Origin of the sequence: Pseudomonas graminis (assembly GCF_013201545.1) — a bacterium.
Classification (GTDB): domain Bacteria; phylum Pseudomonadota; class Gammaproteobacteria; order Pseudomonadales; family Pseudomonadaceae; genus Aquipseudomonas.
Genome location: NZ_CP053746.1, coordinates 5,355,562 through 5,381,616 on the forward strand (window position 1 = coordinate 5,355,562; position 26,055 = coordinate 5,381,616).

26 protein-coding genes and 1 pseudogene are annotated in these 26,055 nt (G+C 61.9%); 2 read left to right on the forward strand and 25 right to left on the reverse strand.

The genetic code is table 11. From position 1 onward, the window contains the following. Nucleotides 1–66 precede the first annotated feature (66 nt). Both ccmB and ccmA read right to left on the reverse strand, forming a co-directional pair. Complete coding sequence (gene ccmB / locus FX982_RS23760; RefSeq protein ID WP_122536817.1) at nucleotides 67–738, reverse strand: heme exporter protein CcmB; 672 nt, start codon at nucleotides 736–738, stop codon at nucleotides 67–69. Continuing rightward, nucleotides 735–1,370 carry a cytochrome c biogenesis heme-transporting ATPase CcmA gene (gene ccmA / locus FX982_RS23765; RefSeq protein WP_172612841.1) on the reverse strand — a complete coding sequence of 212 codons (636 nt, stop codon included), beginning with the start codon at nucleotides 1,368–1,370 and terminating at the stop codon, nucleotides 735–737. The genes ccmB and ccmA overlap by 4 nt, the downstream gene beginning before the upstream one ends. Nucleotides 1,371–1,531: 161 nt before the next feature. Between ccmA and fliK the strand changes: the two genes are divergently transcribed. After that, on the forward strand, nucleotides 1,532–3,151 hold the full coding sequence (gene fliK, locus FX982_RS23770; protein WP_172612842.1) for a flagellar hook-length control protein FliK: 1,620 nt from the start codon (nucleotides 1,532–1,534) through the stop codon (nucleotides 3,149–3,151). Continuing rightward, the gene (locus tag FX982_RS23775; RefSeq protein ID WP_122536808.1) at nucleotides 3,151–3,471 is read left to right on the forward strand and encodes an EscU/YscU/HrcU family type III secretion system export apparatus switch protein; all 321 of its coding nucleotides are present in this window, start codon (nucleotides 3,151–3,153) and stop codon (nucleotides 3,469–3,471) included. The genes fliK and FX982_RS23775 overlap by 1 nt, the downstream gene beginning before the upstream one ends. 131 nt (nucleotides 3,472–3,602) lie before the next feature. Here the strand turns inward: FX982_RS23775 and FX982_RS23780 are convergent, their stop codons facing one another. The 23 genes and pseudogenes from FX982_RS23780 to fliN form a co-directional block, all read right to left on the reverse strand. Beyond that, entirely contained in the window at nucleotides 3,603–4,007 is a 405-nt protein-coding gene (locus tag FX982_RS23780) for a DUF2802 domain-containing protein (RefSeq protein ID WP_172612843.1), read from the reverse strand. Next, nucleotides 4,008–4,487 carry a chemotaxis protein CheW gene (locus FX982_RS23785; protein ID WP_172612844.1) on the reverse strand — a complete coding sequence of 160 codons (480 nt, stop codon included), beginning with the start codon at nucleotides 4,485–4,487 and terminating at the stop codon, nucleotides 4,008–4,010. A gap of 72 nt (nucleotides 4,488–4,559) precedes the next feature. Then, nucleotides 4,560–5,504 carry a CheW domain-containing protein gene (locus FX982_RS23790; RefSeq protein ID WP_172612845.1) on the reverse strand — a complete coding sequence of 315 codons (945 nt, stop codon included), beginning with the start codon at nucleotides 5,502–5,504 and terminating at the stop codon, nucleotides 4,560–4,562. A gap of 112 nt (nucleotides 5,505–5,616) precedes the next feature. Then, nucleotides 5,617–6,405 carry a ParA family protein gene (locus FX982_RS23795; protein WP_172612846.1) on the reverse strand — a complete coding sequence of 263 codons (789 nt, stop codon included), beginning with the start codon at nucleotides 6,403–6,405 and terminating at the stop codon, nucleotides 5,617–5,619. A 37-nt stretch (nucleotides 6,406–6,442) separates the two neighbouring features. Continuing rightward, nucleotides 6,443–7,324, reverse strand: a complete 882-nt coding sequence (gene motD / locus FX982_RS23800) for a flagellar motor protein MotD (RefSeq protein ID WP_122536802.1) — start codon at nucleotides 7,322–7,324, stop codon at nucleotides 6,443–6,445. Nucleotides 7,325–7,331: 7 nt separating this feature from the next. Next, complete coding sequence (locus tag FX982_RS23805) at nucleotides 7,332–8,072, reverse strand: flagellar motor protein (protein ID WP_122536801.1); 741 nt, start codon at nucleotides 8,070–8,072, stop codon at nucleotides 7,332–7,334. Further along, the gene (locus FX982_RS23810) at nucleotides 8,072–9,223 is read right to left on the reverse strand and encodes a protein-glutamate methylesterase/protein-glutamine glutaminase (RefSeq protein ID WP_172612847.1); all 1,152 of its coding nucleotides are present in this window, start codon (nucleotides 9,221–9,223) and stop codon (nucleotides 8,072–8,074) included. The genes FX982_RS23805 and FX982_RS23810 overlap by 1 nt, the downstream gene beginning before the upstream one ends. A 439-nt stretch (nucleotides 9,224–9,662) precedes the next feature. Further along, nucleotides 9,663–11,975 carry a chemotaxis protein CheA gene (locus FX982_RS23815; protein ID WP_172612848.1) on the reverse strand — a complete coding sequence of 771 codons (2,313 nt, stop codon included), beginning with the start codon at nucleotides 11,973–11,975 and terminating at the stop codon, nucleotides 9,663–9,665. Nucleotides 11,976–12,119: 144 nt separating this feature from the next. Then, complete coding sequence (locus FX982_RS23820; protein WP_172612849.1) at nucleotides 12,120–12,908, reverse strand: protein phosphatase CheZ; 789 nt, start codon at nucleotides 12,906–12,908, stop codon at nucleotides 12,120–12,122. A gap of 19 nt (nucleotides 12,909–12,927) precedes the next feature. Further along, the gene (locus FX982_RS23825) at nucleotides 12,928–13,302 is read right to left on the reverse strand and encodes a chemotaxis response regulator CheY (RefSeq protein WP_172612850.1); all 375 of its coding nucleotides are present in this window, start codon (nucleotides 13,300–13,302) and stop codon (nucleotides 12,928–12,930) included. Nucleotides 13,303–13,541: 239 nt separating this feature from the next. Then, nucleotides 13,542–14,285 carry an RNA polymerase sigma factor FliA gene (gene fliA / locus FX982_RS23830; protein WP_074892894.1) on the reverse strand — a complete coding sequence of 248 codons (744 nt, stop codon included), beginning with the start codon at nucleotides 14,283–14,285 and terminating at the stop codon, nucleotides 13,542–13,544. Next, nucleotides 14,282–15,115 carry a flagellar synthesis regulator FleN gene (gene fleN, locus FX982_RS23835; RefSeq protein WP_062385964.1) on the reverse strand — a complete coding sequence of 278 codons (834 nt, stop codon included), beginning with the start codon at nucleotides 15,113–15,115 and terminating at the stop codon, nucleotides 14,282–14,284. The genes fliA and fleN overlap by 4 nt, the downstream gene beginning before the upstream one ends. Nucleotides 15,116–15,233: 118 nt before the next feature. After that, complete coding sequence (flhF, locus tag FX982_RS23840) at nucleotides 15,234–16,577, reverse strand: flagellar biosynthesis protein FlhF (protein WP_172612851.1); 1,344 nt, start codon at nucleotides 16,575–16,577, stop codon at nucleotides 15,234–15,236. 11 nt (nucleotides 16,578–16,588) lie between these two features. Next, nucleotides 16,589–18,718 (reverse strand): flagellar biosynthesis protein FlhA, encoded by a 2,130-nt coding sequence (gene flhA / locus FX982_RS23845; RefSeq protein WP_172612852.1) that lies wholly within the window; start codon nucleotides 18,716–18,718, stop codon nucleotides 16,589–16,591. A 733-nt stretch (nucleotides 18,719–19,451) separates the two neighbouring features. Beyond that, nucleotides 19,452–20,183, reverse strand: a complete 732-nt coding sequence (locus tag FX982_RS23850; RefSeq protein ID WP_172612853.1) for an anti-sigma factor — start codon at nucleotides 20,181–20,183, stop codon at nucleotides 19,452–19,454. Next, nucleotides 20,180–20,743 (reverse strand): sigma-70 family RNA polymerase sigma factor, encoded by a 564-nt coding sequence (locus FX982_RS23855; protein WP_172612854.1) that lies wholly within the window; start codon nucleotides 20,741–20,743, stop codon nucleotides 20,180–20,182. Before FX982_RS23855 ends, FX982_RS23850 begins: the two co-directional genes overlap by 4 nt. A 111-nt stretch (nucleotides 20,744–20,854) precedes the next feature. Next, nucleotides 20,855–21,397 carry a DUF3455 domain-containing protein gene (locus FX982_RS23860; protein ID WP_172612855.1) on the reverse strand — a complete coding sequence of 181 codons (543 nt, stop codon included), beginning with the start codon at nucleotides 21,395–21,397 and terminating at the stop codon, nucleotides 20,855–20,857. Between the two features lie 602 nt (nucleotides 21,398–21,999). Then, nucleotides 22,000–23,139, reverse strand: coding sequence for a flagellar biosynthesis protein FlhB (gene flhB / locus FX982_RS23865; protein ID WP_172612856.1), 1,140 nt, complete (start codon nucleotides 23,137–23,139; stop codon nucleotides 22,000–22,002). Between the two features lies 1 nt (nucleotide 23,140). Further along, nucleotides 23,141–23,926, reverse strand: coding sequence for a flagellar biosynthetic protein FliR (fliR, locus tag FX982_RS23870; RefSeq protein ID WP_172612857.1), 786 nt, complete (start codon nucleotides 23,924–23,926; stop codon nucleotides 23,141–23,143). A 7-nt stretch (nucleotides 23,927–23,933) separates the two neighbouring features. After that, nucleotides 23,934–24,203 carry a flagellar biosynthesis protein FliQ gene (gene fliQ, locus FX982_RS23875; RefSeq protein ID WP_065987304.1) on the reverse strand — a complete coding sequence of 90 codons (270 nt, stop codon included), beginning with the start codon at nucleotides 24,201–24,203 and terminating at the stop codon, nucleotides 23,934–23,936. Between the two features lie 25 nt (nucleotides 24,204–24,228). After that, a complete protein-coding gene (gene fliP, locus FX982_RS23880; RefSeq protein ID WP_065987303.1) occupies nucleotides 24,229–24,972 on the reverse strand; it encodes a flagellar type III secretion system pore protein FliP in 744 nt (247 codons plus the stop codon). 119 nt (nucleotides 24,973–25,091) lie between these two features. Then, nucleotides 25,092–25,496 (reverse strand): annotated as a pseudogene (fliO, locus tag FX982_RS23885) (flagellar biosynthetic protein FliO); the annotation flags it as partial. 78 nt (nucleotides 25,497–25,574) lie between these two features. Further along, entirely contained in the window at nucleotides 25,575–26,033 is a 459-nt protein-coding gene (fliN, locus tag FX982_RS23890; RefSeq protein ID WP_122534885.1) for a flagellar motor switch protein FliN, read from the reverse strand. Nucleotides 26,034–26,055: the final 22 nt, after the last annotated feature.

The window sequence follows — 26,055 nt, forward strand, 5'->3', positions numbered from 1 at the left end:
CGCTTCTTATGACTGAAGCGTCCAGGACCTGCCGGCGGAAAAACTGTCCGCTCGGTCAGGGTGCGATTATTCGCCAACGCTGATCTTCAAACCAGCGGCAATTGCAAAAGGCGTCAGGGTTACCGCCAGTGCGGTCAGGCTGCCAAGCCAAAGCAGATAACCGGTCGCGGGCATGCCCTCAAGTGCAGCCTGCAACGCGCCGCTGCCCAGAATAAGTACCGGGATGTACAGCGGCAGGATCAACAACGCCAACAGCAGACCGCCGCGCTTGAGCCCGACGGTCAACGCCGCGCCCACCGCGCCAAGCAGGCTCAGCACCGGCGTGCCCAGCAGCAGCGACAGCAGCAGCACCGGCAGACACGCGGTGGGCAGGCCCAGCATCAGCGCCAGCAGCGGAGACAGCAAGACCAGTGCCAGCCCGGAAAACGCCCAGTGCGCCAGCACTTTCGCCAGCACCAGCAGCGCCAGCGGTTGCGACGACAGCACCCATTGTTCGAGGGAGCCGTCTTCGAAATCGCTGCGGAACAGGCCGTCCAGCGACAGCAGCACGGACAACAGCGCCGCCACCCACACCAACCCCGGCGACAGGCGTTGCAGCAGCTGCGTGTCAGGGCCGACGGCCAGGGGAAACAGGGCGATGACGATGGCGAAAAATACCAGCGGGTTCAGCAGCTCGGCCGGGCGCCGGAACAGCAGGCGCGCTTCCCGGGCGATCAACAGGGTAAACACGTGACTCATGCCGCCCACTGCCCCAGGTCCAGATCGCGATAACCCGAAGGCGTGCAGCTCAGCGTGTGGTGCGTGGTCAGCACCACGGCGCCGCCGTTTTCACAGTGGGCCGCCAGATGCGCCTCAAGTTGGGCGACGCCCTGCTTGTCCAGCGCCGTGAAGGGTTCGTCGAGCATCCACAGACCGGGCCCGGGCAAATACAGGCGGGCCAGTGCCACGCGACGCCGTTGACCGGCCGACAAGGTGTGGCACGGCACGTCTTCAAAGCCGCGCAGGCCGACCGCTTCGAGGGCGCGCCAGATGTCGGCGTGTTCCACGGGCGTGTGCAGCGCGCAGAGCCAGGCGAGGTTTTCCAGAGGGGTGAGTAAATCTTTGATGCCGGCGGCGTGGCCGATCCACAGCAGGTGCCGGGTCAACTCGCTGCGCTGACTGGCGAGGGGCTTGCCATCCAGAAGCACACTGCCGGCGGTGGGCTGCATCAGCCCGCACAACAGGCGCAGCAGGCTGGTTTTGCCGCTGCCGTTGGGGCCGCTGATCTGCACCATGTCGCCTGCGCTCAGCCGCAATTCGAGGTGCTCGAACAGCAGGCGCCAGTCACGCTCGCAAGTCAGCGCCACGGCTTCAAGAACGGGGATCGGCATGGGGACCTTCTTTTCAGTAGCAGCGGCACGGCGGTTCAAGTCGGGATCATGACGGCCGTTATACTGATGCAGCTTAACGGTGGACCGCCGACGCAGTCGGTGCCGGATTATACATACCCGGACCCGCCACCCAGAGCGCAAATTTACCGAGTCGGGATCTGATGACAGGCGATATACCCAATCTTTCTCCAGTAGCAGCGGCCACGGCCTTGCTCCGTGCAGGCGTGCCGGCGGGCGAAGTGCTCAAGCTGATGGAGCCGCGTGAAGGGCTGTTGACCTCGGGTCAGGTAGCCAGCGCTGAAGTGGTGAGCCTCAAGCAACTGGGGCAGGACTTTCAGCTGCTGCTCAAACTGACCATGGACAACGGCCGGCAAACCACCCTCCCCGTCAGCAGTTCGCTGCCGCTGACCCCCGGCACCAACGTCAATGTCGCCCAGGGTTCGGCGGATACCCTGACCATCAGCGTGCAGGACCTGCAGAAAGCCGCCGCCAACAGCCTGACCAGCATCGACACGCGGCAATTGCCCGCGGGCACGCTGCTACAGGGCAAGGTACTGACCACTCAAGTGGCGGCGCAGAATGTCGCGCAATTAAGCGGCCAGTCCTCCGCCAGCGCGCTGCCAACCAGTTACCGTTCCATCGTCATCCTGCTCAACACGGCCCTCGCCGGAACCAGCCTGACCGTCGACAGCCCGCAGCCGCTGCGGGTCGGCAGTCTGCTCAGCGCCCAGGTGCAGAACAGTCAGGCGCTGAATTTCGTCGCCTTGCCCAATCGCCTTGACGAACTGGCCCTGGCCCAGCAGTTATCGACCCAGCAAAGCCGTCAGGGCTCGCTGCAGGGCCTGATCGCCGCCCTGCAAAACATGCCGCCGCCGGCTGCCGATGGCGACAATCTTTCGCCGTCGCTGCGGGCCAGCATCGAGCAACTGCTGGCCGATCTGCCGGATGTCCCGCAGATGACTACCGCCAAAGGCGTGGCCCAGGCGCTGAATGCCAGCGGGCTGTTCATGGAATCGCGCTTGCTCGCCGGGCAAAACCCGACGCTGGTGCCGGACATGAAAGCCAACCTGCTGCGGCTTGTCACTCAGATCATGCCGGGCCTGCCGGGCAACGTCAGTTATGACGCTGCGGCGGCCGGCAATACCTTGGCGCGGGCCATGCCCAGCGTGTTGCGCAGCGCTTTTGGCACGTTGGGGCTGGTGGCGCCGCCGAGCGATCCGATCAACTTTCCATTGCCACCGCGCACCCTCGGGCACCCGGGCAGCAAGGACGATCTGGAGATGCTGTTGAAGCTCGCGGCGGGGGCGATTTCACGCCTGCAGAGCCATCAGCTGGGCGGGCTGGAGCAGACGCGCACCCATGCTGATGGCACCCAGGTCACCACATGGCAGCTGGAGATCCCGATGCGCAACGCCCACGACATCGTGCCGTTGCAGGTCAAGGTTCAGCGCGAAGAGACGCCTGAGCGGGACGAGCATTCCGACACGCCAGTGCAGGAGACCAAGGAGCGAGAAAAACTCTGGCGGGTGGAGCTGGCATTCGATCTGGAGCCCCTCGGCCCGCTGCACGTACAGGCGCAACTGATGGCCGGCAGCATCGCCAGCCAGTTGTGGGCGGAACGCGAAGGCAGCGCTGAGTTGATTTCCGGCGAGCTGGATAATCTGCGTGCGCGGTTGGTGGCGTGCGGTCTGAACGTCAAGGCGCTGGAATGCAACCGAGGCGTGCCGCCCCAGGGCCCACGTACCGTGCTCGAACAACGCTGGATCGACGAGAACGCCTGATGAGCACACCCGAGCAAAACCCGCGTCAGGCCATTGCCCTGAGCTACGACGGCCACCAGGCCCCGACGCTGACCGCCAAGGGCGACGACGCCCTGGCGGAAGCAATACTGGCGATCGCCCGAGAGTACAAAGTCCCGATCTACGAAAACGCCGAACTGGTCAAAATGCTCGCCCGCCTGGAACTGGGCGACAGCATCCCCCAGGAGCTGTACCTGACCATCGCCGAAATCATCGCCTTTGCCTGGCGCCTGAAAGGCAAGTTCCCGGTAGGGTTTGACCCGGACGCCGGGCCGGTGGAGCGGGATATCACACCGCGTTGAGTATGTGGGGCGCATGACAGGACGCCTTCCTGGCTAAAGCCGGTCCTACAGAAACCCCGTACACGGTAGGACCGGCTTTAGCCGGGAAGACATCAGTCGCAGCACCACAAAAACTCGCGGTTTCCCGCGGTTCATGTGCCCCGATTATGCCCATGCACCTTGGTCATCAGCTGCGCTTCGGCCTGGGTCAGGCCGCAGGATTGAGTCAGTTCGTCGATGCTGGCACCCATGCCGACCAGGCGGGCGGCCTGGGCGAAGGACAGGGTCGAGGGATCGCGCTGCTCAAGGGCAGTGATCTTGTCTGGCAGCAGCGCGATGATGGAACGCAACTCGTGCAGTTCCTCACCCATTCTCACCGTCCCGCTCTGGTAATTTTCCAGGCGTCGAGCCAGCTCGCGGATGCGCTGATCACGCAGCGAATCCGCCTCCAGCTGCTGGGTGGCCTGGATGCGCAAGCGCTTGGTGTGGGCCATGAACATCGCGACGCTCGCGACCCACAACACCGCCAGAAAAATAACCGCCACATCGAGAATCAATCAGATGCTCTCCAGCTCGGACCACTCTTCCTCGGACATCATCTTGTCCAGTTCCACCAGGATCAGCAGTTCGCCGTTCTTGTTGCAGACGCCCTGGATGAATTTGGCGGACTCGTCGTTGCCCACGTTCGGCGCGGTTTCGACTTCCGACTGACGCAGGTAAACGACTTCAGCGACGCTGTCGACCAGGATACCGACCACTTGCTTGTCGGCCTCGATGATCACCACTCGGGTGTTGTCGCTGACTTCAACCGGGTCCAGACCAAAGCGCTGACGGGTGTCGATCACGGTGACGACGTTACCGCGCAGGTTGATGATCCCCAGCACGTAGCTTGGCGCGCCCGGGACCGGAGCGATCTCGGTGTAGCGCAGCACTTCCTGAACCTGCATCACGTTGATGCCATACGACTCGTTGTCCAGGCGAAAGGTGACCCATTGCAGAATCGGATCTTCGGAACCCTGTGCTGACGACTTCTTCATACCCCTAACCCCTTGCGTGTTGTGCGGTGCGGTCGACGTTTCGTACGCCGCCCTGTGTTGATCTGACGATGTTTATTGATGCGTTTTCATCTGCTTGACCGCGCCACTGGCAATCAGCTCGGCCAGCTCGGAAACGTCCAGCAACGCACACATGTGTTCGATCACCGTCCCGGCAAGCCAGGGCCGCTGACCACGATGGGTGCGCCATTTGATTTCGTTGGGGTCCAGGCGCAACGAGCGGCTGACCTGATGCACCGCCAGCCCCCACTCATAGCCCTGAACCGAGATCACGTATTGCAGGCCCTGACGAAAATCGTCGCGGTACCGGTCCGGCATGATCCAGCGCGCGGTGTCCAGCACCTTCAGATTGCCGGCCTGGCTTGGCAGGATCCCGAGGAACCAGTCCGGCTGACCGAACAGCGGCGTCAAGTCATGGCCTGCCAGCGGGTAAATCGAACCCAGGCACACCAGCGGCACCGCGAGGGTCAGACCGGCAACGTCGAACAGCAGGCATTCGAACGGCTCGGCCGCCCAGGCCGGGCGCTCGTCGCCAGTGGGCGGCGGCGTTGGCGTGCGTTGAGCGGACAGATGCACGTCAACAACCGGCTCGACCAGTGCTGTTGGCGGTTCTTCCACCACCAGAGCCTCAACCACAGGCGCTTCAACAACCGGCTCAACCAGCGGAACGATGGCTGGCGGCAGAATCACCGGCGGCATGACCACTGGCCGTTCCATCACCCGCGCGGCGGCAGGTTCCGGCTGAGCCGAATACGCCAGCGAAACAGGCGCAGGCCGGCTCATCGGCGCGGGCTGTGGCACCGGCAAAGCGGCAGCCACCGCAGCGGCTACTGCAGAACGCATGCGTGCGTCATGGGCCTGCTCTTCGAGCACGGCCGCTTGAAATTCATCGACGGACTCGACGACCTGCAGCTCCTCGGTCGCATCATAGAGCAACGCGTCCAGGTAGTTCTGCAGCGCCAGTTGTGGTCGTGAAGCGATGTCCAGGGGGCGGTTCATACGGGAGCCCGAAAAGTAGTGATGCGATTACCGCCTGATACAGATATCGGCTGCATAGCCGATGGACTTGAGCGTGCAGGCGCGCCGCTCGAAAAATAACGATCAGCGGACACTAGGCCACCTGCCCGACAAGCTGTTCGGTGAGCAGGTGCTTGAGCAACGCGCGGTACGCCAGCACGCCACGGCTCTTGTGGTCGAACTGTGAAGGGGTCAGACCCGCGCGGCTGGCATCGCGCAGTCGCGTGTCCACCGGAATGAAGGCATTCCAGACGTGTTCCGGGTAACTGTCGCGCAGCAGCTTGAGGGTGCTCATCGAGGCCTGGGTGCGGCGATCAAACAGCGTCGGCACGATGGTGTAAGGCAGCGGCACCTTGCGCGAGCGATTGATCATCGCCAGCGTGTTGACCATGCGTTCCAGGCCCTTCACCGCGAGAAATTCAGTCTGCACCGGAATCGCCAGTTGCTGGCTCGCCGCCAGGGCATTGACCATCAGCACGCCAAGCAACGGCGGGCTGTCGATGATCGCGTAATCAAAGTCCTGCCACAGCTGGGCCAGACTTCTGGCAATCACCAGCCCCAGGCCGCTCTGCCCTGGCGACTGGCGCTCTAGGGTGGCCAGCGCGGTGCTCGATGGCAGCAGCGAAATGCGCTTGTCACTGGTGGGCAGCAACAGTTGGCCCGGCAAACCGTCCGGCACCACGCCTTTGTTGAGGAACAGGTCGAAGCTGCTGTGTTCCAGCGTATCGGGATCTTGCCCGAAATAGCTGGTCATCGAGCCATGGGGATCGAGATCCACCACGACCACGCGCTTGCCCGCCTCTGCCAGCAAGCCGGCTAAAGCGATGGAGGTGGTGGTCTTGCCGACCCCGCCTTTCTGATTGGCTACTGCCCAGACTCTCATGAACTCGTTTTCCCCCCGACCAAAGCGACGACCGGGTTTAAGGGGCAGATGACGAAGATTTGACGCCTTGCGGCGGCTTGGCGGGGACTGGTGCAGTTTGTGTGCCAGCACGACGGAGGGCGGCATCGGGTTTTGCGTTGGCGGTAGTGCCTGAGCCGGTAAGGCTGCGGCGCACGTCCAGGTTGCGCGAGATCACCAGCACCACGCGACGGTTGCGCGCGCGGCCGTCGGCGGTGGCGTTGGAGGCCAGGGGCTGGAATTCGCCGTAGCCCACAGAAGCCAGCCGCGCCGGGTTGATCCCGTCCATGGCCAGCATCCGCACGATGCTCGAGGAGCGTGCTGAAGACAGTTCCCAGTTGGTCGGGAATTGGCCGGTGTTGATCGGCTGGTTATCGGTGAAGCCTTCGACGTGGATCGGGTTATCGAACGGCTTGATGATCTTCGCGACCTTGTCGATCAAGTCGAAGGCCTGATTGCTCGGCATCGCGTCGCCGCTGCCGAACAGCAGGCTGGAATTGAGCTCGATCTCGATCCACAGCTCGTTGCCGCGCACGGTCATTTGCTTGGAAGCGATCAGGTCGCCGAACGCCGCGTTGACGTCATCGGCAATCGACTTCAGCGGGTCGTCCGCGGCCTGGCCCAGCGCCGCGTCGGTCTGCTCGCTGTCCTGAACCAGCGGATCGGCAGGCCGCACGGTCTGCGGTTTCTGCTCGCCGATGGGGATCGGCTTGATGCTGCGCTCGGGCTCGTTGAACACCCCGACCAGCGCTTCGGACAGCACCTTGTATTTGCCTTCGTTCAGCGACGAGATGGAGTACATGACCACGAAAAACGCAAACAGCAAGGTGATGAAGTCCGCGTAGGACACCAGCCAGCGTTCGTGATTTTCGTGCTCTTCATGGCGACGTCGGCGGGCCATCAGTCCATCACTCCATGAAGCCTTGCAGCTTCAGTTCGATCGAGCGCGGGTTCTCGCCCTCGGCAATCGACAGCAGCCCTTCGAGGAGCATCTCCCGGTAGCGCGACTGGCGGATCGCCACGGCCTTGAGCTTGTTCGCCACGGGCAGAAGAAACAGGTTGGCGGACGCCACGCCATAGATGGTGGCAATGAACGCGACGGCGATACCGCTGCCCAGCTGATTGGGATCGGCCAGGTTGCCCATGACATGGATCAGGCCCATGACCGCACCGATGATGCCGATCGTGGGCGCGTAGCCACCCATGCTTTCGTAGACCTTGGCGGCCTGGATATCGCGGCTCTCCTGGGTGAGGAAATCGACTTCCAGGATGCCCCGTATGGCCGCCGGCTCAGCGCCGTCGACCAGCAGCTGCAGGCCTTTTCGCGAATAGGCATCGGGTTCCGAGTCCGCCACGGCTTCGAGGCCGAGCAGGCCCTCCTTGCGCGCGGTGAGGCTCCAGGATACGACGCGATCAATGCCACCGGCGAGATCGATGCGCGGCGGAAACAGAATCCAGATGAAGATCTGCATTGCCCGCTTGAACGCGCTCATGGGCGTCTGCACCAGACAGGCCGCCAGCGTACCGCCGAGCACGATCAGCGCAGCCGGGCCGTTGAGCAGCGCGCCCAGGTGCCCGCCTTCAAGGAAGTTGCCGCCGATGATCGCGACGAACGCCAGAATGATCCCGATAAGCGTCAAGACATCCATCAGCTGCAGGCCTCAACCAGGTGGCGCCCGATATCGTCGAGGCTGTAAACGGCGTCGGCCAGCTCGGCTTTGACGATCGCCATGGGCATCCCATAAATCACGCAACTGGCTTCGTCCTGCGCCCAGATCTGGCTACCGCTCTGCTTGAGCAGGCGCGCGCCTTCACGGCCGTCAGCGCCCATCCCGGTGAGGACGACGGCGAGGACTTTGTCGCTGTAGGATTTTGCTGCCGAGCCAAAGGTAATGTCGACGCAGGGCTTGTAATTGAGGCGTTCGTCACCGGGCAGGATTTTCACCGCGCCACGACCGTCGACCATCATCTGTTTGCCGCCAGGTGCCAGCAGTGCCAGCCCGGGACGCAGGATGTCGCCGTCCTCGGCTTCCTTGACGCTGATGCGGCACAGCTTGTCGAGACGCTCGGCGAAGGCTTTGGTGAAGGCGGCCGGCATGTGCTGGATCAGCACGATGGGCGCCGGGAAGTTGGCGGGCAGTTGGGTCAGCACCCGCTGCAAGGCAACGGGGCCACCGGTGGACGTGCCGATCGCCACCAGTTTGTAGGCTTTGCGCTTGGGCGCACCCGACGTTGGCGCGGGGTGATGGGACGTCGGCGCCGCTGCACGGGCAGGCGCAGGGGCGGGTGCCGGACGCGACGGTCGCGTTTCGGCAGAGGTACTGCGCGGTGCAGCGGGTGCAGCAGATGGCGCCGGTGCCGACGTGGCAGAAGGCGCGCTGCCGTAACCGCTGAAACGACGGTTGCTGCGGGAAATGCTGTGGACTTTCTCGCACAGCATCTGTTTGACCTTCTCGGGGTTGCGCGAGATGTCTTCGAAGTTTTTCGGCAGGAAATCCACCGCGCCAGCGTCCAGCGCATCGAGGGTCACTCGGGCGCCTTCGTGGGTCAGGGAGGAAAACATCAATACCGGGGTCGGGCAGCGCTGCATGATGTGACGGACCGCGGTAATGCCATCCATCATCGGCATTTCGTAGTCCATGGTGATCACGTCGGGCTTGAGGGCCAGGGCTTGTTCAATGGCTTCCTTGCCATTGGTGGCAGTACCGACCACCTGGATCGTGGGATCCGAAGAGAGAATTTCCGAGACACGACGTCGGAAAAAACCCGAATCGTCCACGACGAGAACCTTGACTGCCATAAACACTCCAAAGAGCGCGCGTCACCCTGAAGGTCGGCGCGCCCTGAATCACGTAGCTTGGGTCACATTGGCGAGACGAGACAGGCCAGTGAGACCGTTTTTCGCGCTTGAAACAGGACCTGCAGGAACTAGACCTGTGGGACCGGCTTCAGCCGGGAAGGCGTCGGATGTCACTCCGCACAACTTCGGGTGTCCCCACCGGCCTCTTCCCGGCTGAAGCCGGTCCTACTGGGAACGCGTCAGTTGCCACACCGCAAAATTCATGGTGTCCAAACCGGCCCTTTCCCGGCTAAAGCCGGTCCTACGCGGGAAGGCGTCGGATGTCACGCCGCAAAATTCACGGTGTCCACACCGGCCTCTTCCCGGCTGAAGCCGGTCCTACAGAACATCGCAAGGCCCTTACAGACATCGCAAGCCGCCCTACTCAAGCCAGTCCTGCTTAACCGATCCGGCGTGCCGCGTAGCGCTTGAGCATGCTTGGCACATCGAGAATCAGGGCGATGCGGCCGTCACCGGTGATGGTAGCGCCCGACATGCCCGGCGTGCCTTGCAGCATTTTGCCCAGCGGCTTGATCACCACTTCTTCCTGGCCGACCAACTGATCGACCACAAAGCCGATGCGTTGGGTGCCGACCGACAAGATCACCACGTGGCCTTCACGTTGCTCCTCGTGGGCCGCCGAACTGACCAGCCAGCGCTTGAGGTAAAACAGCGGCAGGGCCTTGTCGCGGACGATCACCACTTCCTGACCATCGACGACGTTGGTGGTCGACAGGTCCAGATGGAAGATCTCGTTGACGTTGACCAGCGGGAAGGCAAAAGCCTGATTGCCGAGCATGACCATCAGCGTCGGCATGATCGCCAGGGTCAGCGGCACCTTGATGATGATCTTTGAGCCCAGGCCCTTGGTCGAATGGATGTTGATCGAACCGTTGAGCTGGGCAATCTTGGTTTTCACCACGTCCATGCCCACGCCACGCCCGGACACATCGGAAATTTCAGTTTTGGTCGAGAAGCCCGGCGCGAAGATCAGGTTGTAGCAATCGGTGTCGCTGAGGCGATCCGCGGCGTCCTTGTCCATCACGCCGCGCTTCACGGCGATGGCACGCAGGACCGCAGGGTCCATGCCTTTGCCGTCATCGGAAATCGACAACAGGATGTGATCGCCTTCCTGTTCGGCCGACAGAATCACACGACCGTTACGGGGCTTGCCCGATGCTTCCCGCTCTTCCGGCGACTCGATACCGTGATCGACAGCGTTGCGCACCAAGTGGACCAACGGGTCGGCCAGAGCCTCGACGAGGTTCTTGTCCAGGTCGGTTTCTTCACCCACCAGTTCAAGGCTGATTTCTTTCTTCAACTGACGTGCCAGATCGCGGACCAGTCGCGGGAAGCGGCCGAACACTTTCTTGATCGGCTGCATGCGGGTCTTCATGACCGCGGTCTGCAAGTCAGCGGTGACCACGTCCAGGTTGGACACGGCCTTGGACATGGCTTCGTCAGCGCTATTGGCGCCCAGACGCACGAGGCGGTTACGCACCAGCACCAGTTCGCCGACCATGTTCATGATTTCGTCCAGCCGCGCGGTGTCGACGCGCACGGTGGTTTCCGCTTCAGACGGCGGTTTTTCGCTGGGCGCGGGAGCGGCAGCGCGAGCCGGGGCAGGCGCAGCGGCAGGAGCCGCTTTCGCCGGAGCGGCGGCAGCAGGCGTCGGTTTCGCCGGTTCAGCTTTGGCAGCGGGGTCTGGCTTGGTGGCCGGTGCAGCAGCGGGTGCTGCGGCAGCGACGGCAGGTTCAAACTTGCCTTTGCCGTGCAACTGATCCAGCAGGTCTTCGAATTCGTTGTCGGTGATTTCGTCCGATGCTGCGGCTTTCGACGCTGCAGCTGGCGCAACCGGTGTTGCAGGTGCAGCGGCAGCAGGCGCAGCGGGAGCAGCTGCACCCACGGCATCCGGCGAGAACGAACCCTTGCCGTGCAACTGATCCAGCAGCGACTCGAATTCATCGTCAGTGATTTCGTCACTGGCCGGTGCGGCAGACGGCGCTACAGCGGCCGGCGGTTGCACGGCATCGACGGCGAACTGGCCTTTGCCATGCAGCTGATCGAGGAGCGATTCGAATTCGGCGTCGGTGATTTCATCGCTGGCCGCATTACCGGCTGGCGCGGCAGCCGGTGCCGCAGGTGCTGCTGCAACGGGAGCCGCTGGTGCAGGTGCAGCCGGCGCAGGCGCCCCTGCCGCCTGAGCCTTGACGGCATTCAGCGAATCCAGAAGCTGTTCGAACTCGAAATCGGTGATGTCTTCGGACGGCGCTTCAGCGACCGGTTCTTCAACCACCGGTGCTGCAGCGATTTCTTCGGCTGAGGCCGGCTCCGCCAGGCGTGCCAGCGCGGCCAGCAGTTCAGGTGTGGCCGGGGTGACGGCGGAACGCTCGCGCACCTGACCGAACATGCTGTTGACGGTGTCGAGTGCTTCGAGCACCACGTCCATGAGCTCCGAGTCAACGCGACGTTCACCCTTGCGCAGGATGTCGAACACGTTCTCGGCGATGTGACAGCATTCAACCAGCTCGTTGAGCTGGAGGAAGCCGGCGCCCCCTTTTACAGTGTGAAAACCGCGAAAAATTGCATTGAGCAGGTCCGCATCATCTGGCCGGCTTTCCAGCTCGACCAACTGCTCTGACAACAGCTCGAGAATCTCGCCGGCCTCTACCAGAAAATCCTGAAGGATTTCTTCATCGGCGCCGAAGCTCATTGGGGGGTGCTCCTAAAATTAACCGTCAAACCGATCCGGAGGCTGCACTGACGGCCTGCGCGCATTGCTTTCGTCGAAGCATTGGCGCGCGGGTCCAGCAGCCACTTTCACAGAAAACCTGAAGTCCGAAACAGAGTGACCGAATCAGAATCCGAGGCTGGATAGCAGATCGTCAACATCATCCTGTCCGGATACAACGTCTTCACGTTTATCGGCATGAATCTGCGGACCTTCACCCTTGGAGTGAAGTTTTTCTTGTTCTTTTTGCTGACGGAACACTTCCTGGTCGTGCTCGATGCCCGCGAAGCGGTCCACCTGGCTCGCCATGAGCACCAGCTTGAGCAGGTTGCGCTCGACTTCGGTGACCAGCGTGGTCACGCGCTTGATCACCTGACCGGTGAGGTCCTGATAATCCTGGGCCAGCAGAATGTCGTTCAGATGCGCGGAAACCTCGGCGGTCTCCTTCTCGCTGCGGGTCAGGAACACATCGACGCGGCGGGCCAGATCACGAAACTCTTCGGCGCTGATCTCGCGGCGCATGAAGCGTCCCCAATCTTCGCTCAACGACTTGGCGTCAGCACTGAGCCCGCTCATCAACGGCGTGCTCAGCTCCACCAGGTCCATCGTCCGGTTGGCCGCGTTTTCGGTCAGCCTGACCACGTACGACAGCCGCTCGGTGGCGTCGGTGATCTGGGAGACCTCCTCGGCCTGCGGCATGTTCGGGTCGATCTGGAAGTTGACGATCGCGCTGTGCAGCTCGCGCGTCAATTTGCCGACTTCCTGATACAGGCCACGGTCGCGGGTCTGGTTAAGCTCATGGATCAGTTGCACGGCGTCGCCGAACTTGCCTTTTTCAAGGCTCGCGACCAGCTCTTGTGCGTGTTTCTTCAGGGTTGACTCAAAGTCACCCATTGTCGAATCTTTGGAATCCATAGCGCCCTCGCAGCGGACATCAGCTATTGACGCGCTCGAATATCTTTTCGATTTTCTCTTTGAGCACTTGCGCGGTGAACGGCTTCACCACGTAGCCGTTCACACCGGCCTGAGCAGCTTCGATGATCTGCTCGCGCTTGGCTTCGGCAGTGACCATCAGCACCGGCAGGCTGCGCAGACGCTCGTCGGCACGCACCTGCCGCAACAGGTCGATGCCGGACATGCCCGGCATGTTCCAGTCAGTGACGAGGAAGTCAAAGGCGCCGCTTTGCAGCATCGGCAATGCGGTGAGTCCGTCATCTGCTTCGGCCGTGTTGGTGAACCCAAGGTCACGCAACAGGTTTTTTATGATCCGCCGCATCGTTGAGAAGTCATCAACGATGAGGATTTTCATGTTCTTGTCCAATTCGACCTCCAAGCAGTCTTTAACGCGTTCAGCACCTGAACGCGCATTCAATCAATACCGGCTGCGCCGAACATGAAAAGGGGTGGAATCGACCGGGACGAGCGCAGCGAAACCGGATCATCCACGACCCGGTTCGACCGACTCCTGCCGTGTCTCTTTTGCTTCCGCTCACGTCCTGCACAGCCGGTCTTACAAGCAACACGCAGGCCTCGCGGCCCGCGCCTGATTCAGGAACGTGCGCGCCACTCGCCAAGGCGACCGCGCAACCGCGCCGCGCATTGACTGTGCAGCTGGCTGACCCGCGACTCGCTGACCCCCAGAACCTCACCGATTTCCTTGAGGTTCAGCTCTTCGTCGTAGTACAGCGACAACACCAGGCGTTCACGTTCCGGCAAGTTGGCAATGGCCTCGGCCAGCGCAGCCTGGAAGCGCTCGTCTTCCAGATCCCGCGACGGTTCCAGGGACTGGCTCGCGCCGTCCTCGTGCAGCCCTTCGTGTTCGCCGTCCTGCAACAGGTCGTCGAAACTGAACAGGCGGCTGCCCAGGGTATCGTTCAGAATCCCGTAATAATCGTCGAGACTCATTTCAAGTTCGGCAGCAACCTCGTGATCTTTAGCGTCACGGCCGGTTTTTGCTTCGATTGCACGAATCGCGTCACTGACCATGCGCGTATTGCGGTGGACCGAGCGCGGCGCCCAGTCCCCCTTGCGCACTTCGTCGAGCATCGCGCCACGGATACGAATACCCGCGTACGTCTCGAAGCTGGCCCCTTTGGTGGAGTCGTATTTGGTCGAAACCTCGAGCAAGCCAATCATGCCCGCCTGGATCAAATCCTCGACCTGCACGCTGGCCGGCAGACGCGCCAGCAAGTGGTAGGCGATTCGTTTGACCAGCGGGGCATAACGCTCGATCAGCTCATACTGGGAGTCTTTGGACGATTTGCTGTACATGCGATAGCCACTTGCTGTCATGAGACGGGCCCTGCGCTGGTTTGATGCACGAGGCGTTCTACGAAAAATTCCAGGTGACCGCGCGGGTTCGCCGGCAGCGGCCAGGTGTCGACTTTCTGTGCGATGGCCTTGAACGCCAGCGCACATTTGGAACGCGGAAACGCTTCGTACACGGCGCGCTGTTTCTGCACGGCCTTGCGTACGCATTCGTCGTACGGCACGGCGCCTACATACTGCAGGGCAACGTCGAGAAAGCGGTCGGTGACCTTGGTCAGCTTGGCGAAGAGGTTGCGCCCTTCCTGCGGGCTCTGGGCCATGTTGGCCAGGACGCGGAAGCGGTTCATGCCGTAATCGCGGTTGAGCAGTTTGATCAGGGCGTAGGCGTCCGTGATCGACGTGGGCTCGTCGCACACCACCAGCAGCACTTCCTGGGCTGCGCGCACGAAGCTCACCACCGACTCGCCGATGCCGGCGGCGGTATCGATGACCAGCACGTCGAGGTTGTCGCCGATGTCACTGAACGCCTGAATCAGCCCGGCATGTTGCGCCGGGGTCAGGTGGACCATGCTCTGGGTGCCCGACGCCGCCGGCACGATGCGGACGCCGCCCGGGCCCTGCAGCAGGACATCGCGCAGCTCGCACCGCCCTTCGATGACGTCAGCCAGGGTGCGTTTGGGGGTCAGCCCCAACAATACGTCGACGTTGGCCAGACCCAGATCGGCGTCCAGCAACATGACGCGACGTCCCAGCTCGGCCAGCGCCAGTGAAAGATTCACTGAAACGTTGGTCTTGCCTACGCCACCTTTGCCACCGGTCACCGCGATAACCTGTACGGGATGCATGCTGCCCATGTTAATTGTTTACCTTGTCTTGCTTAGACCTAAGCCACATGTCGGGCTGCACGTTCAGTGTCTGAACAATGCCTGGCAGACCATCGATGCAGGAAAATTCCACTGTCATTTTCTTCACCTAGCCCGCGCGCTTGCCGGTGCTGTGATAAAGATCCGCAAACATATCCGCCATCGCTTCCTCGCTTGGCTCCTCCTGCATCTGCACACTGACAGCCCGGCTCACCAACTGGTGCCGACGCGGCAAATGCAGATCATCCGGTATCCGTGGGCCATCGGTCAGATAGGCCACAGGCAGTTCGTGTGTCACGGCCAGGCTGAGCACTTCGCCCAGGTTGGCCGTTTCGTCGAGCTTGGTCAGGATGCACCCGGCCAGGCCGCAACGTTTATAACTGTGGTAAGCCGCTGACAGCACCTGCTTCTGGCTGGTTGTCGCCAGCACAAGGTAGTTGCGCGCCTTGATGCCACGGCCGGCGAGGGTTTCCAGTTGCAGACGCAGGGCCGGATCGCTGGCTTGCAGGCCGGCGGTGTCGATCAAGACCACGCGCTTGCGCAACAGCGGCTCCAGCGCCTGAGCCAGGGACTGGCCCGGGTCGACGTGGGTAACCGGTACATTGAGGATCCGGCCCAGGGTTTTCAGCTGTTCCTGAGCGCCAATGCGGAAACTGTCCATGCTCACCAGCGCGATATTTTGCGCGCCGTATTTCAACACATATCGGGCTGCCAGTTTAGCCAGCGTGGTGGTTTTGCCCATGCCGGCAGGGCCGACCATGGCAATCACACCGCCCTCTTCCAGTGGCTCCACATCGGGCGTGGCAATCATGCGGGCCAGATGGGCCAGCAGCATGCGCCAGGTGTGGGCCTGATCGTTCGAGTCCGGCACCATCGCCAGCAGATCGCGGGACAGCGGGCCGGAGAGGCCGACGCGTTGCAGACGGCGCCACAGGTTGGCCTGCTGTGGACGGCTGCCTTGCAGCTGGTTCCAGGCCAGCGAGCCCAGCTGGACTTCCAGCAATTCGCGCAGGCCGTTCAATTCGGAGCGCATCGCTTCGTAGGCGCGGTCGCCCACGGCCGGCTCGGCGTTGCGCTCGGCACGCTCGGCAGCCACAGCAGCGTGGATCGACGGGCGAAACGGTTCTTCCAGCGTCGGTTCAATCTGCTTGCTGTCATCCATCGCAAGGCCGGCGAACAACTGACGGTTGGCGACAGTGTCCAGCTCGCTGCGGTGGGTCAGCTCAGCCTGAGCGGTAACGATGCGCGACTGGGTTTTGCGCAATTCTTCTTCGAGTTCGATGTTCGGCACACGCGGCGCCAACGCAGACAACTTGTAATCCAGAGCGGCGGTCAGTTCCACGCCGCCGGCGATCCGCCGGTTCCCGATGATGGCAGCTTCAGCGCCCAGCTCATCGCGAACCAGTTTCATGGCTTGTCGCATATCGGCGGCGAAAAAACGCTTAACTTGCATGACTCACTACCTCAGCCGTTGGGCCCGACAGTCGCTACGATGGTGACTTGCTTATTGTCAGGAATTTCCTGGTAAGCCAAAACATGCATATTCGGTACAGCCAACCGTCCAAAGCGGGACAACATGGCGCGAACCGGACCTGCGACCAACAAAATAACCGGCTGCCCCTGCATCTCCTGACGCTGCGCCGCTTCGATCAACGAGCGCTGAAGTTTCTCAGCCATGCTCGGTTCGAGGAGAACGCCTTCTTCCTGACCCTGACCTGCCTTCTGCAGACTATTTAGCAAGATCTGTTCCAACCTTGGCTCAAGCGTGATGACAGGCAGCTCCGGCTCAATGCCGACAATGCTTTGGACGATTGCGCGGGACAATCCGACCCGTACCGCAGCCACCAGCGCGGCGGTATCTTGACTACGCGCGGCGTTGTTGGCGATGGCTTCAGCGATGGAGCGGATGTCGCGAACCGGCACCTGTTCGGCGAGCAGCGCCTGGAGCACCTTCAGCAGGGCCGACAGGGACAGCACGCCCGGCACCAGTTCTTCCGCCAGTTTTGGCGATCCCTTGGCCAGCAGGGTCATCAATTGCTGGACTTCCTCGTGGCCAATCAATTCATGAGAGTGCTTGTAGAGAATCTGGTTCAAGTGGGTTGCCACCACCGTGCTGGCGTCCACCACGGTGTAACCGAGGGACTGCGCCTGAGCGCGCTGGCTGATTTCAATCCAGACGGCTTCCAGACCAAACGCCGGGTCCTTGGCAGTGATGCCGTTGAGGCTGCCAAATACCTGACCGGGGTTGATGGCCAGTTCGCGGTCGGGGTAAATCTCGGCTTCGGCCAGGGTCACGCCCATGAGGGTCAGGCGATAGGCGCTGGGCGCCAGGTCGAGGTTGTCGCGGATGTGCACGGTCGGCATGAGGAAACCCAGCTCCTGGGAGAGCTTCTTGCGCACGCCCTTGATCCGCGCCAGCAGCTGACCACCCTGATTGCGGTCCACCAGCGGAATCAGGCGGTAGCCCACTTCCAGACCGATCATGTCGATCGGGGTGACGTCGTCCCAGCCCAGTTCCTTGGATTCCTGCGCCCGGGTCGGCGACGGCAGCAGCTCTTGTTGACGCTTGACCTCTTGCACCGCGGCGAGCTTGACTTGGTTCTCTTTCTTCCACAGCAGGTAAGCACCGCCAGCGGCCACCAGCCCGAGGCTGATGAAGGAGAAGTGCGGCATACCCGGAACCAGGCCCATGACGATCATGATCCCGGCGGAGACAGCGAGTGCCTTGTGGGAGGCAAACATCTGGCGGCCGACCAGTTTGCCCATTTCTTCCGAACCGGACGCACGGGTCACCATGATCGCGGCTGCAGTGGACAGCAGCAGGGAAGGCAACTGCGCCACCAAACCGTCACCGATGGTCAGGAGTGCGTAGACCTTGCCGGCGTCGCCAAAGCTCATGCCGTGCTGGAAGATGCCCACCAGCATGCCGCCAATAAGGTTGATGAAGAGGATCAGCAGGCCGGCGATGGCGTCACCGCGGACGAATTTGCTGGCACCGTCCATGGAGCCGTAGAACTCGGCTTCTTGGGCAACTTCGAGACGACGGCGTTTGGCTTCGGGCTGGTCGATGAGGCCGGCGTTGAGGTCGGCGTCGATGGCCATCTGTTTGCCGGGCATGGCGTCGAGGGTGAAGCGTGCGCTCACTTCGGAGATGCGGCCGGCACCTTTGGTGACGACGACGAAGTTGATGATCATGAGGATGGCGAAGACGACGATACCGACGACGTAGTTGCCGCCAATGACGACTTCACCGAACGCCTGGATGACTTTACCGGCGGCGGCGTGGCCGTCCTGGCCGTGGAGCATGACGACGCGAGTGGAGGCGACGTTGAGGGCCAGTCGCAGCAGGGTGGCGACGAGGAGGATGGTCGGGAATACGGAGAAGTCGAGGGGCCGCAGGGCGTAGATACAGACGAGCAGGACGACGATGGACAGGGCGATGTTGAAGGTGAAGAAGACGTCCAGCAGAAACGGCGGCATGGGCAGCATCATCATGGCGAGCATGACGAGGAGCAGTAGCGGGACGCCAAGTTGTCCACGGCCCAGGCCGATCAATCCGGTTCTGGCGTGGGAGATGAGTTGTGAGCGTTCCACCGATGGGCACCTGCGCGTTAAATCAATCTTTTGACGCCGAAGCGTTGTATCGGGGTTATTGCAAGAAGGGGTCCAACATTTGGGAGTGGGTTGAAAATATCAGAGTGCCAGTATTTAGATTTGAGATCTGGGTCGTGGCTGAGTACGCCAAAATCACAAGCGTCGGCCTAACGGCCTCGGTTTCGCCTTCGGCGAGTTACTTGGAAAAGCACCCCCCTCTTGGTTTTAAAGAGCAGCCAAGGGTGCCTGCTCCTGGCTAGGTCCATCCTCCGTCGGGATTCCCTCACTCCGACGACGCTCCGTGGGCGCGCGCCGAACGGACATCCATGTCCTGACGGCGCTCTCGCCGCATCCCTGCGGCTCGGCCCACTGCGCATCGTCTGCGTTCGGCCTGCACCCAAGTCGCGATTTGTGGTGTCTGGACCTTTTGTGCATGAAGATCAAAAGCGCGCTTACGCTTGGTAGGACCGGCTTTAGCCGGGAAGAGGCCAGTGTGACCAGCACCCATTTCACTGAATGCACGCGCTGCTTTTTGTGGGACCCGCTTCAGCCGGGAAGAGGCCTGTGTGACCACCACCCATTTCACTGAATGCACGCGCTGGTTTTAGTGGGACCGGCTTTAGCCGGGAAGGCGTCAGGTGCGACAACACAAATCTGGCGTCGCGCACCGGCCTGAGATCGTTCCCACGCTCTGCGTGGGAATGCCGCCCCCGACGCTCCGCGTCCAGCCGGTTCAGATCACTTTCACAGCCCGCCCTATGAATTGAATCGGGCCGGTGGGCTTGCCGGTCGGAGAGCCGTTGGGGTTTTCGAGGGTGAGTTCGAAGAGTTGGTTGGGTTGCAGCGGGGGCAGTTGGTTTACGGGGATGGAGAGGGTCTGGCCAGGTTTGACCAGGCCAAGGGACACGGGCCCCTGCCAGCCGTCGGCCTTGGTCCAGAACTGGAGGGCTTTGTCGGCGGGGACTGGGGTGGCGCCCAGGGGTATCAGCTGGATTTCTTCCGGGTTATTGGCCTGGATCACCCAGCCGGGGGCCTGGTTTTGTGGGGCGACCAGTACCACGAGGTAAGTTGTGGGGTTCACCGGGGCGGTTCGGGTCAGGAGCATCGAGCCCAGCAGCAGCGTCGCGACGAGTCCTGCGCCGGCCAGCCCGCGCCACAACGGCAGCAGATCCCACCATGAACGCGACTTCACGGCCGGCGCCTGTACAGGAGATCGGCGGTCATGGCTGCTGACGCTGCGCGCAATGCGATCCCACAGCTGCGGGCTTGGCGTCTGCGGTTTGGCGAGCTCGGTCAAGGCCAACAGGCGCCCTTCCCATGCGTCCACCGCTGCGCGCAAAGCGGCGTCCGTGCCGAGGCGGTGTTGGACATCGAGGCGTTGCTCGGCCGGCAGTGTGCCCAACACGTACTCGCTGGCCAGTGCGTCCAGTTCGTCGGCGCTGTCTTTTGACGGATAGCCTGTCATCCCATGCACTCCCGCAATGCCACCAGACTGCGTCTGATCCAGGCCTTTACGGTGCCCAGCGGCGCGCCGACTTTCTGCGCTATTTCCGAGTGCGAGTAGCCGTCGACGTACGCATGAAGAATGCAGTTGCGCCGCGCCGGTTCCAGCTGTTCAAGGCACCCGAAAATACGTCCCGAGCGGGCACTGTATTCGAAGGTGTCGGCTTGGGTTGCGGACACCAGTGCAGCCTCGGCCAGCAGTGCGTTTTCGCTCTGCTCGCTGACCTGAAGGGTGTTCGCGTTATCCCGCATGAAGTTCAGCGCCAGGTGCCGTGTCACGCTGAAAATCCAGCCACGGGCAGAGCCTCGCTCCGAGTCGAAACTACCCGCGCGGGTCCAGATTTTAATGAAGGCGTCATGCACGATGTCCTCTGCCAGCGCGTCACTGCGGGAGATCCGCCTGGCGACGCCGAGCAGGCGTGCGCTTTCCTGGGTGTAGAGGTCGTGCAAGGCCCGTCGCTCGCCCTTGGCACAGGCGGCCAGACAGGCTTCGTAGTCAAAACAGTCTTCAGGTAAGGACAAAATGTTCAACCGCCAACGAAAAGAAATACCCCGACCCAAAGGCCGGGGTTGCGTCGGTGCAGCGTAGATGACTTTGTGCGTCAGCGACGCGGCAGGACGTGGGACGTTGGTCTACTTGGCGGCCCAGAAAATATAGTCCGCCTGGTATTTCACAATTTCCTGCTTACCCTTGGTCGCCATCGAGCACTCCATCTTTGGCGCTATGCCGCCTTTGGTCGCCACGCGTTGGATGTAACTGACATTGCTCATCGCGCCCTTGCCTTCCGCAGGGTTGGCTTTGACCAACTGATAAGGAATATCGCCCGTCCCGGCAGGCGCGACAGCGAGCTGGGTGCCGGTGATCTTCGAACCGTCAGCAGCCTGCCACGTCGCCGGCGGCCCGAAGTACGTGCCAACCTGCTTGCCGCTGCGATCATTCAACACCGCTTTCGGGCCGACGAACGTCCATTCGGTCTGGCCGGCGGCGTTTGGCTTGTCGCGGCACTCATAGGTGATCTCGCCGACGCCCACTGCCTCCATTGCTATCTTGTGACCGTCCGGCACCTTCACCGCATCAGGCAACGCCATCTGCGCATAAGCCGCCGGCGCCGTGACCAACAGGCAAGTGGCTGCCAACGAAACACCGAACGAGCCCAGTAATGTTTTAGCGTTCATGCCATCACTCCATTAGATAAACAGGTCAGCAGCCATCGCTACTACCTGTACTACCCAGGGGAGAACGAACTGGATGCAGCGGATTGAAAAAATAATCGAAGTGAAGTGCGAGACGACGCGGAGCGTCATGGGATGCATGCCCACGCGGAGCATGGGAACGATCAGGCATGAGCAAAAAACGTCAGCGCTTGAACAGGCCTCTTCCCGGCTAAAGCCGGTCCCACTAACAGACCGCGCGCACCCGTAGGACTGGCTTTAGCCGGGAAGCCTTTGATCTTGCACTTGATCTTGCACTTGATCTGCTTTTGATCTTCGTACGCAAAAGGTTGAGTAACCCCCAATCGCGACTTGGGTGCAGGCTGAACGCAGGTCTCGCGCAGTGGGCCGAGCCGCATGGATGCGGCGAGAGCGCCGTCAGGACATGGATGTCCGTTCGGCGCGGGCCCACGGAGCGAGACCGGAGTGAAGGAACCCCGACGCAGGAGGGGCCCAACCAGGAGCACAAGCCCTTGGTTACTTGGGGCTTTATCAAGTAACTCGCCGAAGGCGAAACAGTCTGCCCCCAGGCAGACGCTTTTGATCTAGAAGATCCTGAAGAAGCCCTACGAATCCCGCCTCAAATCCGGCGGAATCGGCAGATTATCCCTGAGCGGATCAGGCCGCTTGCCACGCCCCGCCTGATACTGCCGAATCTGATACACATACGCCAACACCTGCGCCACCGCCAGATACAACCCCGCCGGAATCTCCTGATCCAACTCCGTACTGTAATAAATCGACCGCGCCAGCGCCGGCGACTGCAACAACAGAATCTCATGCTGCGCCGCAATCTCCCGAATCTTCAACGCCATGAAATCACTGCCCTTGGCCAACAGAATCGGCGCACCGCCCCGCTCCGCGTCATACTTCAACGCCACCGCATAATGCGTCGGGTTCGTGATAATCACATCGGCCTCCGGAATCGCCGCCATCATCCGCCGCTGCGACATATCCCGCTGCAACTGACGAATCCGCTGCTTGACCTCCGGCCGCCCTTCACTGTCCTTGTGCTCATCGCGCACCTCCTGCTTGGTCATCAGCAGCTTCTTGTGAGACTCCCACAACTGCACCGGCACATCGATTGCCGCGATGATCAAAAGGCCCATCGCCATCCACAGCGTGCTCCAGCCCACCAACTGCAAACTGTGCACCACCGCCATCTCCAGCGGCTCCTTAGAGATGGCAACCAGGTCGGCCTGATCCTTCATCAGCACCACCAGCGCCACCGCCAGCACAATCAGAAACTTCGCAAACGACTTCAGCAGCTCAATCAGCGCCTTGGGCGAGAACATCCGCTTGATGCCGGCAGCCGGGTTCATGCGGCTGAACTTGGGCGCCAGGGAGCCGGCGGCAAACAACCAGCCGCCGAGGGAGATGGGACCGACGAACGCCGCGACCGTCAACGCCAGCAGGATCGGCTGGACCGACAACAACGCCGCCTTGCCCGACGCCATCAACATGATCGCCATGCTGCGCTCGTCGAGAATCGCCTCGCGGGTGATGGTGAAATTGTCGCGCATCAACTGCATCATCATTTCCGCCATGGAGCCGCCAAACGCCAGCAATCCCGCAGCACCCACGATCATCACGACAACCGTGTTGAGCTCCTTGGAGCGGGCAATCTCGCCCTTCTCCCTGGCGTCGCGTTTGCGTTTGTCCGTGGGGTCTTCTGTCTTGTCCTGACCACTCTCGCTTTCGGCCATGTCAGCGCGCCTTGACCAGGTCTCTGAGCAACTGCAAGGCGTCGACCGCCAGCGGTTGATATTGGTTGAGAATGTCGCCGAGGGTGATCCACAGAATCACCATGCCCAGCACCAGCGTCAGCGGAAAACCGATCGAGAAGATGTTCAGCTGCGGTGCCGCGCGGGTCATCACGCCCATGGCGATGTTCACCACCAGCAGCGCAGCGATGGCCGGCAGCACCAACAGCAGTGCCGCGCCGAGCACCCAGCCCAGACGCATCACCAGCACCCAGATGTCCGTCGCACTGATGCCCTGCCCCACCGGCAAGGTGGTGAAGCTCTCGATGAGGATCTCGAAGACCAGCAAGTGTGCGTTCATGGCCAGGAACAGCAGGGTCACGAGCATGGTCAGGAACTGCCCGATGGTCGCCACCGACACCCCGTTGACCGGGTCGACCATGGACGCGAAGCCCATGCCCATCTGGATGCCGATGATCTGCCCGGCGATCACGAACGCCTGGAAAAACAACTGCAACGACAGGCCCATTCCGGCGCCGATGAGGATCTGCTGCGCGATCAGCAGCAGCCCGCTGAGGTCCAGCGCCTGCACGGCGGGCATGGGTGGCAGGCTCGGCGCGACGACGACCGTGATCGCCAGCGCGAAATACAGCCGCACCCGCTTGGGCACCAGCGTGGTTCCAATGATCGGCATGGTCATCAGCAGCGCGCCGATGCGGAACAGCGGCAGCATGAACGCCGCCACCCAGGTGCTGATCTGGGTATCGGTCAACGCCAGCACAGGATCCATCGCGGGGTCAGCCGATCACTTGAGGAATGCTGGTGTACAGATTGGTGATGTACTCCATGAAGGTGCGCACCATCCACGGGCCGACCACGATCAGCGTGACCAGCATGACCAGCAGGCGTGGCAGGAAGCTCAGGGTCTGTTCGTTGATCTGCGTCGCGGCCTGGAACATCGAGACGATCAGGCCGACGATCAAACTCGGTACGACCAGAATGGCAACCATGGTCGTGGTCAGCCACAGCGCTTCGCGAAACAGGTCGACGGCTACTTCCGGGGTCATGCTGCGCACTCCACATCAGACGAATTCATACGCCACCAAAACTGCCGGCCAGGGTGCCGATGATCAGCGCCCAGCCATCCACCAGCACGAACAGCATGATTTTGAACGGCAAAGAGATGATCAGCGGTGACAGCATCATCATGCCCATGGCCATCAGGATGCTCGCCACCACCAGATCGATGATCAGGAACGGGATGAAAATCATGAAGCCGATCTGGAACGCTGTTTTCAGTTCGGAGGTGACGAACGCCGGCACCAGAATCGTCAGCGGCGCCGCATCAGGGGTCGCGATGTCGGTGCGCTTGGACAGGCGCATGAACAGTTCAAGGTCGCTGGAGCGGGTCTGCGCCAGCATGAAATCCTTGATCGGCACTTCGGCCTTGGCCACGGCGTCCTGGGCGGTGAGTTTTTCCGCCAGGTAGGGCTGCAAGGCATCGTTATTCACCCGGTCGAACACCGGCGCCATGATGAACAGGGTCAGGAACAGCGCCATGCCGGTGAGAATCTGGTTGGACGGCGTCTGTTGCAGGCCTAGGGCCTGACGCAGGATCGAGAAGACAATGATGATCCGCGTGAAACTGGTCATCAGCATGACGAACGCCGGGATGAAGCTCAGCGCCGTCATGATCAGCAGGATCTGCAGGCTGACCGAGTATTCCTGTTGACCGTTGGCGCCGGTGCCCAGCGTGATCGCGGGGATCGACAACGGATCGGCGCCGAACGCCAGCGGCGCTGCAAGCAACAGCAGCAGCGTCAAAACAATGCGCATCAGTTCGTGTCCTTCTGATCCGGAGTCTCTGTCAAACCCGTCTTGCCTGGCGTACCTGTCTTCTTCCCTGCCGCACCGAAAATATTCAGGCCTGTGCGTTGCCCCGGCGCGCCCTTGTTGCCCAGCGCTTCAAGCAGGCGCCTGGCGAATTCCGGCTGCGCGTTTTGCGCGTCTGGAACCTCGACCGGCTCGTTCATGACGTGCAGCGCGGTGATGCTGCCGGGCGAGACGCCAAGCAACACCTGTTCGTTGCCGACCTGCACCAGCACCAGCCGATCGCGAGTCCCCAAAGCGCGAGAGCCCACCAGCTTGATGACCTGATTGCCAGCCGGCCCCGCGCGCTGCACCCGGCGCATCAGCCAGGCCAGGACGAAGATCAGCCCGATCACCAGCAGCAGGCCGAGCACCAGTTGCAGCAACTGGCCGGCCATCCCGCCATTCACCGCGCCCGCCACCGGCGCGGCGACGGCAGGCGCCGTGTTGGCAGCCGCCGTCGCCGTGGTTGCGCCTGGCGTGGCAGGCATCGCCGGATCGGCCGCCATCACCGCCCAGGACACTGCCAGCAGCAGCAAGCTCGCCAGGGTTCTGATCACGCGGCGCACTTAACGCAGCTTCTTGATACGTTCGCTCGGGCTGATCACGTCGGTCAGACGGATGCCGAACTTTTCGTTCACCACCACCACTTCGCCGTGGGCGATCAGGGTGCCGTTGACCAAAACGTCCAGCGGCTCGCCAGCCAGACGGTCCAGCTCGATCACCGAGCCCTGGTTGAGCTGCAGCAGGTTGCGAATGTTGATGTCAGTGCTGCCCACTTCCATGGAAATCGACACCGGGATATCCAGAATCACGTCCAGGTTCGGGCCGTCCAGAGTGACCGCGCCGTTGCTTTTCGCCACGCCGCCAAACTCTTCCATTGTCATGCGATTGGCGGCGTTGCCCGCGTCGGCGGCCAGCAGCGCGTCGATGTCCGCTTGCCCGTCCCCGGATTCACCCAGTGCCGCCGCCCATTCATCGGCCAGCGCCTGGTCGTCTGCGGAAGTCATTTCGTTGTCATTAGCCATGGTTGTCCTCGGGGAACTCTGA